At 47.2% G+C, this 11,939-nt stretch carries 9 protein-coding genes; 5 read left to right on the forward strand and 4 right to left on the reverse strand.

Annotation, left to right across the window (positions count from 1 at the left end; all coding sequences use genetic code 11):
- Positions 1–20: 20 nt before the first annotated feature.
- Positions 21–1,493: a DNA repair protein RadA gene (radA, locus tag AM1_RS25605; RefSeq protein ID WP_012165828.1), complete on the reverse strand. Its 1,473-nt coding sequence runs from the start codon at positions 1,491–1,493 to the stop codon at positions 21–23.
- Positions 1,494–1,651: 158 nt separating this feature from the next.
- Between radA and rpaB the strand changes: the two genes are divergently transcribed.
- Entirely contained in the window at positions 1,652–2,383 is a 732-nt protein-coding gene (rpaB, locus tag AM1_RS25610) for a response regulator transcription factor RpaB (RefSeq protein ID WP_010477475.1), read from the forward strand.
- 77 nt (positions 2,384–2,460) lie between these two features.
- On the opposite strand, the gene AM1_RS25615 is transcribed toward rpaB, so the two are convergent.
- The gene (locus tag AM1_RS25615) at positions 2,461–3,243 is read right to left on the reverse strand and encodes a TetR/AcrR family transcriptional regulator (protein ID WP_012165829.1); all 783 of its coding nucleotides are present in this window, start codon (positions 3,241–3,243) and stop codon (positions 2,461–2,463) included.
- 49 nt (positions 3,244–3,292) lie between these two features.
- Between AM1_RS25615 and AM1_RS25620 the strand changes: the two genes are divergently transcribed.
- The 3 genes from AM1_RS25620 to AM1_RS37785 all read left to right on the forward strand — a co-directional run bounded on the left by AM1_RS25620 (position 3,293) and on the right by AM1_RS37785 (position 9,763).
- Positions 3,293–4,297, forward strand: coding sequence for a Rieske 2Fe-2S domain-containing protein (locus AM1_RS25620; protein ID WP_012165830.1), 1,005 nt, complete (start codon positions 3,293–3,295; stop codon positions 4,295–4,297).
- 122 nt (positions 4,298–4,419) lie between these two features.
- Complete coding sequence (locus AM1_RS25625; RefSeq protein ID WP_012165832.1) at positions 4,420–6,948, forward strand: sigma 54-interacting transcriptional regulator; 2,529 nt, start codon at positions 4,420–4,422, stop codon at positions 6,946–6,948.
- Between the two features lie 310 nt (positions 6,949–7,258).
- Entirely contained in the window at positions 7,259–9,763 is a 2,505-nt protein-coding gene (locus AM1_RS37785) for a CBS domain-containing protein (protein WP_012165833.1), read from the forward strand.
- A gap of 44 nt (positions 9,764–9,807) precedes the next feature.
- Here AM1_RS37785 and AM1_RS42345 read toward each other — a convergent pair whose 3' ends face one another.
- Together AM1_RS42345 and AM1_RS25635 are read right to left on the reverse strand one after the other, a co-directional pair.
- Complete coding sequence (locus tag AM1_RS42345; RefSeq protein ID WP_012165834.1) at positions 9,808–9,954, reverse strand: hypothetical protein; 147 nt, start codon at positions 9,952–9,954, stop codon at positions 9,808–9,810.
- 512 nt (positions 9,955–10,466) lie between these two features.
- On the reverse strand, positions 10,467–11,258 hold the full coding sequence (locus AM1_RS25635; RefSeq protein ID WP_012165836.1) for a polysaccharide deacetylase family protein: 792 nt from the start codon (positions 11,256–11,258) through the stop codon (positions 10,467–10,469).
- 153 nt (positions 11,259–11,411) lie between these two features.
- Here AM1_RS25635 and AM1_RS25640 point away from each other — a divergent pair, with 153 nt between their 5' ends.
- Positions 11,412–11,933, forward strand: coding sequence for a hypothetical protein (locus tag AM1_RS25640; protein WP_238549079.1), 522 nt, complete (start codon positions 11,412–11,414; stop codon positions 11,931–11,933).
- The last annotated feature ends 6 nt before the right edge of the window (positions 11,934–11,939 follow it).

Genomic DNA, 11,939 nt, shown 5'->3' on the forward strand with positions numbered 1-11,939 from the left:
ACAAGCGATATCCAAAGACTTCACTCTGTCGAATGAGCCGATGATCCACCCGGCAGGGCGGCCACAATGGCGTCGGCAACTCGGGCGACGGGGATGACTTCTATATCCAGACTGGGAAAAGACTGGCCTTTGGGAATGATGGCCCGTTTAAATCCTAGTTTCAGGGCTTCTTTGAGCCGTAGTTCGGTTTGCGATACGGAGCGAACTTGCCCCCCCAATCCCACTTCACCAATCACAACGGTGGTAGGGTCTACCAGGCGATCACGGAAGCTGGCTGCCAGTGCGATCGCAACTCCCAAATCTGCCGCAGGTTCAGCCACACTCAATCCGCCGGAAGAGGCCACATAGGCATCCAGCTTAGACAGAGGAATGCCCAGCCGTTTCTCTAACACCGCCAGAATTTGCAGCAACCGATTATATTCAATCCCTGTCGTTGAGCGGCGAGGTGAACTGTAGCTGGTGGGGCTAACCAAGGCCTGTAGTTCCACCACAATGGGGCGGGTGCCTTCACAAGCCACGATAGTGGCTGTTCCGGGCGATACCTCTTCACGATCGCCCAAAAATAACTCCGATGGATTCAAGACTTCCCGCAAGCCCCGATCAATCATTTCAAATACACCGACTTCGTGAGTTGCGCCAAACCGATTTTTGACGGATCGGAGTAATCGGTGATTGGCAAATCGATCCCCTTCAAAGTAGAGCACCGTATCCACTAAATGTTCTAAAACCTTGGGACCGGCGATGGCACCTTCCTTCGTGACATGGCCAACGATAAACAATGTAATGTGGTTCCGTTTCGCCAAGCGCATCAGGGCTGATGTGCATTCCCTCACCTGGGCAACAGAGCCAGGAGCCGACGTTAAAGTGGAGAAAAATAGGGCTTGAATACTATCAATAATGGCCACTTGCGGTTGCAGGGAATCTAGTTCTTGCAACACCATTTCTAAATCCGTTTCCGGCAACAGGTATAAATCGGCATTTGCGGATTTGTCTTTTGATTTGGGAGGTGGATCCGTGATTTCTTTATTTAAATTTAAGGTTCCAATTCCCAATCGCTGGGCACGCAATTTAACCTGTTGGCCAGATTCTTCTGCACAAACATAGAGAACCGTTTGTCGGGCACTTAAAAAGTTGACAATTTGCAACAAAAGAGTCGATTTACCAATTCCCGGATCACCGCCCACCAACACCAGGGAACCGGGAACAATACCGCCTCCTAACACCCGATCGAGTTCACTATAACCGGAGCTAAACCGCTGAATTGGCTGCTCAGAGATTTGGGCCAAAGTCAGGGAGGAAAGTGCCTTGGGTGAAGTGTTTTGACGTTGGCGATGTCGTTGTGCCAAGCGGGTTCCGTCGGTTGCCGCCGGTGTATTTGGCACCACTTGTTCGACCAAAGAATTCCAAGTGTGACAGGAGGGACATTTACCAAAAAACTGAGGAGAAGCTGCACCACATTCTTGGCAAATGTAATGAGTTCGTATTTTTGCCATATAATTCTTAAATAAAATTGAACTGTAAATATTTTTAAAGTCTTTAGTCTGAAAGCATTTCAGCGTTTTTTCCTGTTACTAACTTCATGCTAACTTAATAACAGAGGACTAAAATTTAACTTTTAGAAATGACTCGCAATTAAGGAGCATTACGGAAATTGGAAAATCATAAAGAGAAAATTCTGGTGGTCGACGATGAAGCGAGTATTCGTCGCATCCTAGAAACACGCCTCTCCATGATTGGCTACGATGTCGTCACCGCCGCAGATGGAGAAGAAGCCATCGACACATTCCATCACGCCATTCCTGACTTAGTTGTCCTTGATGTCATGATGCCAAAACTAGACGGCTATGGCGTCTGCCAAGAACTCCGCAAAGAATCCGACGTTCCCATTATTATGTTGACCGCCTTAGGGGATGTCGCTGATCGCATTACCGGTTTGGAACTCGGTGCAGATGACTATGTGGTTAAACCGTTTTCACCGAAAGAATTAGAAGCTCGCATTCGCTCCGTGCTAAGGCGTGTGAGCAAAAATGGTAACTCTGGTATTCCCAGCTCCGGGGTGATCAGTGTCCATACCTTGAAGATTGATACCAATAAGCGCCAGGTCTATAAGGGAGATGAGCGCATTCGGCTCACCGGCATGGAGTTTAGCCTGCTGGAATTATTGGTCAGTCGCTCCGGTGAAGCCTTCTCCCGCTCCGATATTTTGCAAGAAGTTTGGGGTTATACCCCGGAACGCCATGTGGATACTCGGGTGGTGGATGTCCATATTTCTCGATTGAGAGCCAAACTGGAAGAGGATCCCAGTAATCCTGAACTGATTTTGACCGCTAGAGGGACAGGGTATCTGTTTCAGCGAATTGTTGAGCCTGGGGAAATGCCTTAAGGCTTAGCTGTACCACATCCAATTTAGTAAAGCGATGCCCTATAGATTGATATCTATAGGCGTTTTGCTATGGAAACTTATCTTTTCAACATCACTGACTCAACAAACTGTTTCCGACAATCCTTACAGACATAGCATTGTTGGTTTCGACGTTTCCCATTTTTCGATAGTCGATCCGATTGGCAATGGGGGCATATCATTACTTTCATTACATTCTGGCTGAGAGGGTCCCCAACATAAGGTTCTAAATATGACGTGAGTAGGTTTTCGATCTGCTCCGTTAGGCGTTGACGATGCCCTACGTCGTTCGTTCGCAAGGCGGATAAGGTGACGGCATTACTGCTATGGACACAGACTTCAGCTAGCAGATTACATTGGTCCTCTGGTAGAGAAGGATTTCGTTGTTGCAGGATATTCGCTAAAAAGTTGATGGCCTCTTGGGTCATGCTTTCATCAATGGATTGGAACATGTCCTGGGAGGTATAAAACTGAATAAAGATGATCCGCGATACGGGATGCTCAAAAAGTTCAACGGCTGCAGTGATCAGCTGATGCATCATTTGCCGTAGGGGTAACTGCACCACCTCTGGGGTATTGAGTGTACTCCAAAAAGTCTTGACCCGCTCAATGTGGCGCAATTCCATGGCGTTAAAGATGGCGGCTTTATTGGGGAAAAACTGATAGAGGGAGCCGACGGCAGTCCCGGCTTTGGCGGCAATCTGGTGGGTGGTAGCCGTTTTGTAACCCACTTGATCAAAGACTTCTGCTGCCGCATTTAAAATTTTATCGACCCTGTCTTTACCTCGTTGTTGTTTAGGCTGTCGACGGAGATGACTTGACGAATATGAATTAGCTGTCATATTTTTAAAACACGACGAATCTTTCACAATTTTATAGCGAGCAAAGAAGATGATGCGATCTATGCTTCCGGGTGCGCCTTGGCTATTGGCGCACAAGTCGATGCTGCCCGTTAATCAACCCCTGAAAGTAACCCTATACGGAGAAGACTATGTGCTTTGGCAAGATGGTACGGGTACCGTACAAGCCTTACCGAATCGCTGTCCGCACATGGGGGCGATGCTATCGGAAGGTTGGTGTGAACCCTTGTCAGATAAGGATGATGGCCAATCGGGAATTGTGTGCCCCTTTCACGCTTTGAAGTTTGATGGGGCGGGTTGTACCGTTTTACCAGGGGCAAACCAGGAAACATTACCCCAATTACAGCCTCCAGAGCTAATGATTCAAGGCGATTTTATCTGGTCTTATGGTGGGCATGAGCCGAAACTTCCGATTCCCAAGATTATGAATGAAATTGCTCAAGCCTATGACTTTATCGGATCCGCCGCTGACTATAGCGTAGAGACTGATTTACTGAGCATGCTGCTGGTCATGCATGACTATAACCATCAAAATGGCACTCACCGAGATTTATTTCAGATCACCGAGGTTGAATTTCATCAGTTTATCGACAATGGGCATCAATCCCATGCCTTTTACGATATGCCCACAGAAACCTATTCCTGGACGGAAAAACTGCGAAAGCCTGACTTAATGCTATTGCCCAAAACCATCAAGGCGCACTTAGAGAACTACTTTCCCAGCCTAGTGATTTTGCATGCCCAAACCCCTATGGGAAAAATTGCTCAGTGTCATTTTTTTGTGCCTGAAACGGAAAACCAGACTCGCACCTATATTTTGCTGTTTGGTCGGGTTAAGCATCCTATTTTTAAGGGGGCAGGAGGGACGTTTTTGAAATTTGGACAAGTTGCTGTTGAGCAGGATGTGGATATTTTGGGCAAGCTGTATTCGGATTCTCCCCAACAAATTAAGCTCAACAACGAAGTGGGAATGGATTGGGTGCGACGAAATTTTGAGAATTTCCCAGAAGTTGTGGCGCCAAATCTATCCAAGTGAATAGGGCAGTAGGATGGTTCTATCCCTAATCTTGAGCGGCGGTTTGAGATTGGAACCACTGGTTTGAAGGGAATGAAAATACAGCCTTTCTGACCACACCTACATTGAGGAGAAAAATTCCCATGGCATCCTCAGAGGACAAAAAGGCTTGGTTACAGGAGCATACTGATTTAAATATCTTTCCCGAAAAGATCTTGGATCGGCTGGCGAGAAAGGTAAAAGTACAGACCTTGGAAGCCAATCGGCGGTTGATTCTAGAGGATACGTTGCCGGATGCTGTATATATTTTGCGTCAAGGCCATCTTGAAAGTTATCACACCAGTTTGGTGGATACGGCCCAGGTCTGTAGCTTGTTACCCGGGGCAGTGCTGCATCTATTCGATATCTTGCTCGAACAGCCGACGCTTCAAACCATCATTACTTTAACGGATTGCGAATTTTGGGTCATTTCTAAAAAAGACCTGCTCAAGATCGCCGGTGAATATCAAGACGTGACCCGCATCGTGTCGCAAAAGCTATCAAAAGATTTGGCTCATGTTTCACGAGAACTGGAGGCTGAACAGGAGCGACAAGCCATCCTCAGACCCTATTTGGTCCCTAGAGTAAATCGGGGAATCGTCGGTTCTAGCCGCTATGCCAAGCGGTTGCGAGAACAACTCAAAGAGGCAGCCTGCACCCGCCATTCAGTGATTATCTTTGGTGAACCCGGTCTAGAGAAAGATAATGCTGCTGCTTTGATTCACTTCGGCTCGAACCAGCGGCGCGAGCCGATGGTGAAAATTAACTGCAATACGCTTCAAATTAGCGGGGCCGATTTGTTTGGTCGAGTGGGGGGTAAGCCTGGGCTGCTAGAAGCGGTGGGTGAGGGGACTGTTCTTCTCAATAATATTCAAGATCTGCCGCCCGTACTATGTCCAAAGCTACGACAGCTGCTAGAAACCCAAACTTATTTACCGGTTCAAAGAGACGGGACTGCTGCTAAGCCCCGAACCAGCAACGCTCGTTTAATCTTTACGGCTGAGAAAATTCAGCCGGAACTGGATGGGGAGATTTTCCATCGGATTAAGATGCCGCCGTTGCGGGTCAGTAAGGCGGATGTGGAGGCTCAGGTTGAGTACTATATCAGTCTGCTTTCTAAAGAACAGGGATTTGCTAAGCGCCAGTTGACCCCTGAAGCCTTACGACGACTGCAAAGCTACAATTATCCGGGCAATATTGTCGAGCTTCATAGCTTGGTGGAGCGTGCGATCGCACAATCGTCTCCCAACGAAGATCTCACCGCAGAAATCTTTTGGGCAGCCCAAGATCGCCAACAGCGCTTCCGTCTTAACCTGCTGAATGCCAACCCTTGGTTGCGCCGTTTTCTCCGCAGTCCCTGGTGGCCCACCCGCATTAACTATGGAATAGTCCTACCCCTGTTTATTTTTGTGGTGATTATTCTATTTGTGGGTCCTCAGCAGCGGAGTCAGAACTTTGCCTTGAACTTGTTTTGGGCTTGGTGGTGGCCGTTGATATTAATTGGCTTTCCCTTTGTGGGCCGTCTCTGGTGCTCCGTCTGTCCCTTTATGATTTGTGGTGAACTGCTGCAAAAACTGTCTTTATGGCTGGTGCCTAGACAACTGCAGCGCTGGCCCCGGCAGCAGGCGGAGCAGTGGGGAGGCTGGTTCTTGTTTGGTCTGTTTGCTCTGATTTTTCTCTGGGAGGAGCTGTGGAATCTAGAGGATACGGCTTATCTGTCTAGTTGTCTGCTGTTGTTGATTACGGCGGGGGCAGTGATTTGTTCGCAGATTTTTGAGCGACGATTTTGGTGTCGATATCTTTGTCCCATCGGGGGAATGAACGGGTTATTTGCCAAGCTGTCCATGACAGAGCTAAGGGCGCAACAGGGCACCTGTTCTGCTGAGTGCAGTACCTACCAATGTTATAAAGGTGGACCTGAAAAAGGGGAAGGACAAGAAACAGATGGTTGCCCTCTCTACTCCCACCCTGCCCAGTTGGAAGATAACCGAGACTGTGTGCTCTGTATGACCTGCTTGCAGGCCTGCCCTCACCGCTCTGTTGAGTTCAATTTGCGTCCGCCCGGCATTGAATTATGGACGACCCATACCCCTCGGATCTATGAGGTTGCACTGCTCCTACTGTTGCTAGGAGGGATATTCCTGCATCGATTACCCGAGCTGCAAGCCTGGTTGGGGTTAGATTTTCACTTACAGCAGTTTTCAGCTCATTTACTGGTGTCGGTGTTGGTGTTGGGAATCGCTGCCTTGATTCCCTTGCTTACCCATACGATCCTATGTCGCATCAGTACTAAATTAAAACCTCGACCCTTTATCGAATTGGTCTATGGCTATTTGCCTTTAGTTCTGGGTGGTACCTTAGCCCACTATTTAAGGTTAGGACTCACAGAAGCAGGCCAAATTCTTCCGGTCACCTGGGTAACGTTTGGTTTCTCTGGCGTAGGTTTACCCATCTGGGTGGCCCATCCTGCGGTAGTTAGTTTCCTTCAGGGTTCTACGATATTGACGGCAATTTTTTTGACATGGGTGTTGACTCAAAAAATTGCCCGACAACCCATTACTGTTCTGCTGCCCCAGCATATGACCAGCCTGGGACTAGGATTCTGTTTATGGTCAGTGATTGTTGGGGTTTAATTACTAACGGTAGGTAATCTAGAGACTAACTTGGGCAGTAATTTGAGTCTTGATTCGAAGCATTAAGCCTCAATAAAAAATCGATCAGTTTGGGTCGTAGTGGGTGAGCAAGGAAGGCCATACTTGCAGCTGAGTGTTTTGCTGTTGATCCATCGCTTTTACTCAAAATAGCAGGAATTTTGAAGTCAAAATTCCTGTTTGGATAGGAAGTTGGGCACGCTATTCTAAATAGATTTTTGAGCTTCCCTTCAGGTATTTGTTGATTGAATTTTGTCTGAAAAAGCTCACTCTTCGCTGATGGACCATTTTTATGGCTTTTGCAAACTTGCACCATTACTCTCCCAACGTCGAGGAGCTAATCGATTCAGAACCGTTGATGGTGCCGCCTTCTATGCCATTGCGGAATGTCGTTGATTACATGAGCCATGCAGAAGGGAGGAGTTGTGCTCAGCAGTCTCCACCCCGAGAAACTCCCTTCGAAACCGCACCTCAATCAAGCTGTGCTTTGATTGTCCAGGAGCAACAGCTATTGGGGATTTTTACAGAAAGAGATTTGGTGCGATTAACGGCTGGGGGCCAAAGTATCGAGGGTGTATTTATTGCAGATGCCATGAGTGTCCCTCTGGTGACTCTACCTGTACATAAATTCAGAGATGTGTTTACAACCTTGGCCCTGATGCGGCAAGAGAAGATTCGCCATTTACCCGTTGAAGATGATCAGGGCCACTTTGTGGGGCTAATTACAACGGAAACCCTCCGTAAAGCGATTCAACCGATTAACTTGCTGGGGTTATGGTCCGTAGGGCAAGTCATGATTGATGGTGTCATTTGGATGAGACCCAATACACCTCTGATCGATATTGCTCAAAAAATGTCTGAGCATGCCATTAGCTGCATCGTTATTGCTCAACCTTTAGCTTCGACACAAAACCATCATGCCGTTACGCCATTAGGAATCATCACTGAGCGGGATATTGTTCAATATCAGGTTTTAGCCTTAAATCTCCATCGGCTCACAGCCGAGATGGTGATGAGTACTCCCCTATTTTGTGCCCACCCAGAAGACAACTTATGGGCTGTGCATGAACAGATGGGAAATCGGCGGATTCGGCGTTTGGTGGTTATCTCAGAAACAGTTCATGGACGCGAACTCCAAGGCATCGTTACTCAAAGTGATTTGTTACGCTCCTTTGATCCGATTGAGCTGTTCTCCCTTACGAAATCATTGCATCAAGATGTCTGTCGGTTAGAAGCAGAGAAGGTGGATTTATTACAAAAGCAGAATCGTCATCTGGAACAAGAGGTTCAACATCGCACGGCAGAATTAGAACAGTTAAACCAATCCTTAGAAATTCATGTTGAGCAACGTACGGCTGCTTTAGAAGCGGCGAGGCAAAAAGCCGATCAAGCGAACCGGGCTAAAAGCGAGTTCCTTGCCAGCATGAGCCATGAGTTGCGTACACCCCTGAATGCCATTTTGGGATTTAGCCAATTGATGAGTGAGGATCAGGCTATCTCAACCCAGCAGCAGAATACACTCCAAATCATCAATCGAAGTGGTGAACATCTGCTTGAGCTGATTAACGATGTTTTGGACATGTCCAAGATTGAAGCTGGTCGAACAACCCTCAATCCAGCAGATTTTAATCTTCATGGTCTACTTCAGTCTTTGTATGACATGTTCAACTTGAAAGCTCAGTCCAAGGGATTGAAGTTGGCGCTGAAGTTAGATGATCACTTGCCTCAGTTTATTCATGGGGATGAGAGTAAGCTGCGTCAGGTTCTGATCAACCTGATTGGGAATGCGATTAAGTTTACGGAGGCTGGAGAAGTCTCGATTACGGCTGGTATGGCAGAGCAAACTGGTGACGGTGAGCTTTCTCTTACGTTTGCAGTTGAAGATTCAGGGCCAGGCATCGCTCCTGATGAGGTAGAACGAATTTTTGATCCATTCATTCAAGCCAAGTCCAGCCAAGCTCAGCAGGGAACGGGTTTGGGATTAGCTATCAGTGCTCAATTTGTTCGGCTGATGAAGGGGGATATCTCCGTTTGTAGCAAACTAAGCCGAGGCAGTATTTTTCGGTTTACGATTGGTTGCCAAACACCCCTGTCGTCGGTTGCTCCAAGGGCAGATTTACCACAGGTGATGGGGTTGGCTCCAGGTCAACCCACTTACCGAATCCTAGTGGTTGAAGATCATTTGGATAGCCAACTGCTCTTGCAGTCCTGGTTGACCTCCGTGGGATTTGAAGTCAAAACTGCGAACAATGGCCGAGAAGCTGTGTCGCAGTTTCAGGCTTGGCATTCCCATTTGATTTGGATGGATATGCGGATGCCAGTGATGGACGGAATGCAAGCAACCCGAGCGATTAGAGCGTTAGTTCAGGAATCTGAGAGCCAAGCTCCCGAGCCTGTGATTTTGGCCTTAACTGCAAGTGTGTTTGAAGAAAATCGGGAAAAGATTCTCTCTGCTGGATGTAATAAATTTGTGCGCAAACCCTATAAAATTCAAGAGATTTATCGGTTGATGGCAGATTTTCTAGAGATTGAATATCTCTACCGTTCTTCAGCGCAAAGCTCGACTGAGCTTCCTGAACCAGAGCTCAGTCGAGACTGTTTTCAACAGCTTCCCTCAACTTGGATTAGTCGTTTGAGAACTGCCGCAATGCAATTGGATATTCAAGCAATTGAAGCTTCTTTAGAAGAGTTAACATTAGATCACCCCTCCATTAAGACTAAAATTCAAAAATTGGCGAATGATTTTCGGTTTGATGTCATCTTAGAACTAACTCAAGGACTAGAAGCAACGGTCTGAATATATCCGCTGGAAAAGCTCAATGAATCTATATCTAAGACTGGTTAAACATCATAAACTCGACAGGCATCGGACCAATCGTTGATGGCACAGTATTGCTCCCAAGTGGCTGTCTTAGCGTCTGCTTGACCTTGCTTGGTGAGTAATTCAGTTGTGGTGGTGGGGGTTGTTTGTGGTTTGATTTGAGTCATTGTTATTTACCTGAATTCTACTAGTGCAGTGTCGTAGATTGGAGGCCACAATTCTCAAACGAGCCATCAGAAAATCGTTTAATACTGAAGCCTTTTTTCTGATGTAGCCCCATCTGCGATGTCTTTAATCTAGGCGATTTCTTGAGATCACCCTGAATGGTTTCTGAGAAAACTGAATAACTTTGAAAGGGATCAGTTTCAAAAAAGACACTAAGAATAGTTGGGATTCTTTTGCTGCAAAATTAGCTTTGTTTCTGAAAGCGATTGGTGCCAGCAAAAGCACCGGAAAGCCACATCATGAAGAACATCATTAGAGTGATGGCTGAAGCGTGGCCCAATATTCTGAGAGTGTCGAGAAGAACCATAACATTGTCCTCTGCTAGGTTGATACGGTTTAGTATGCTGGGTCAGCCCATCAACAGCAGTGATCGATTTCAGAGATGGGAGTGATGGTCATCACCCAGACAAGAGGTGTCCCTAATCCAGCGTTTTAGGAAGAAGAGAGGGACCGATTAAGGGGTGGATTTAGAGGATTCTCGGTATAGCTCGGTTAGGGTGACGACTCGATATCCTTTTTGTTTAAGCTGGGGCAAAACCTGGTTGAGGGTTTGGATGGTTCGGATTCCCCAGGCTCCTTCAGGACCATGATCATGGAGGACAATAATGCTACCAGGCTGGACATTAGCCAAGATTTGCTGAGCGGCAAACCCTGAAGAAGGCAGGGACGTGTCATAGGGCCAGGGTGCTCCCAGGGCGATTTTGTAGCCTTGTTGCTGGGCTATCTGGGCCATATCTAAATTACATCGGCCACTACCTGGACGCATCCATGCTAGAGAGGTTTGACTCTCTGAGGCGGCGAGGATCTCCTGTTCGGCCATTTGCAAAGCTGCTTTGAATTCTGGCAGGGAAAGGTTAATGCTGGGTTCATCAACGGTGAGATGATTACCTAACTCGTGGCCTTGGCTGACCATTTGGGCAATTAAGGCTCGGTTTTGCGGGGTAATCTGACTACTGATCAGGAAAAAGGTGGCTTTGGCGTTGTGCTGGGCCAAGGTTTGCAAGATATTTTGGGTGGTGTTGGCGTCGCCTATTCTCTGGTCATCTGGGCCGTCGTCAATGGTGAGGGCAACAAGCGGTTGATCCATGGGCAGATAGAATTTAGCCCCTGGACAAATATAGGATGTCAGACGATCCAGCGCCCATCGGGGCTGCATCCACAGGATGATCAGAACGGCAACGAATAAACCTGTGGCTAGGACCGCGATTTGCAGTCGGTATCGAACAAAGAAGCGAAAGTTAGCCATTTAAAACAACGGATGGAGGCGGGATGAATCCTATGGTTCAGCAAGACTTCCAGCGGAATTTAACGCAAGAATCGTGACAGGAATTCCAAAAGCTGGAAAGATAAAGATTACGGAAAGTAAACATATCATTAACAAAATATTCATTCTATGAAGATGAAACATCAATATGTGATGGCAGGCATCTGTTTAGGTGCTTTAGCGTTTGCTGCTCCCGCTCAAGCGGCTGGTCGAGTGGCTGGCTATCAATATGCAGTATTTAAAGATAGTGAAGCCCCCCTCGAAGATAATGTGATTCACTATATCCCTTGCTATCCCCAAAATGACTGCAAGGAGTTGGCCACTAAGCTCACTGCAGAACTTCGGCAAGCCCAGGTAAACCTGACTCGGGCCCGATTAACCCTAGAAAAGCCGGTTGAAGCTTGGACTTTATTTACTCAACTCGATCAGCAGTTCTTGCCTCAGATTACGGATAAGAAGGGCTATAAAACGACCACGACGCAAAAGAGAGGCGTTTTTTCCTTTTATTGCCCTACTCAAACTTGCTTGGTCTACTCTTTCGGGACCGTCCGCGATCGCTTTAATTATTGGGTCACCGTTGCCAAGAGTCGTAAGCGTTGGGACCTAGGGCCTGGAAGAGGCTTTATCGAAGACAAACCTGAAAAGCTAGCGGATTAAGGATCA

Origin of the sequence: Acaryochloris marina MBIC11017 (genome assembly GCF_000018105.1) — a bacterium.
GTDB lineage: Bacteria > Cyanobacteriota > Cyanobacteriia > Thermosynechococcales > Thermosynechococcaceae > Acaryochloris > Acaryochloris marina.

What these genes read in the sequence shown, in the direction of transcription:
- radA (WP_012165828.1), bottom strand. Translation starts at nt 1,493, where the DNA reads ATGGCAAAAATACGAACTCATTACATTTGCCAAGAATGTGGTGCAGCT.
- AM1_RS25615 (WP_012165829.1), bottom strand. Translation starts at nt 3,243, where the DNA reads ATGACAGCTAATTCATATTCGTCAAGTCATCTCCGTCGACAGCCTAAA.
- AM1_RS25620 (WP_012165830.1), top strand. Translation starts at nt 3,293, where the DNA reads ATGATGCGATCTATGCTTCCGGGTGCGCCTTGGCTATTGGCGCACAAG.
- AM1_RS25625 (WP_012165832.1), top strand. Translation starts at nt 4,420, where the DNA reads ATGGCATCCTCAGAGGACAAAAAGGCTTGGTTACAGGAGCATACTGAT.
- AM1_RS37785 (WP_012165833.1), top strand. Translation starts at nt 7,259, where the DNA reads ATGGCTTTTGCAAACTTGCACCATTACTCTCCCAACGTCGAGGAGCTA.
- AM1_RS42345 (WP_012165834.1), bottom strand. Translation starts at nt 9,954, where the DNA reads ATGACTCAAATCAAACCACAAACAACCCCCACCACCACAACTGAATTA.
- AM1_RS25635 (WP_012165836.1), bottom strand. Translation starts at nt 11,258, where the DNA reads ATGGCTAACTTTCGCTTCTTTGTTCGATACCGACTGCAAATCGCGGTC.
- AM1_RS25640 (WP_238549079.1), top strand. Translation starts at nt 11,412, where the DNA reads ATGAAACATCAATATGTGATGGCAGGCATCTGTTTAGGTGCTTTAGCG.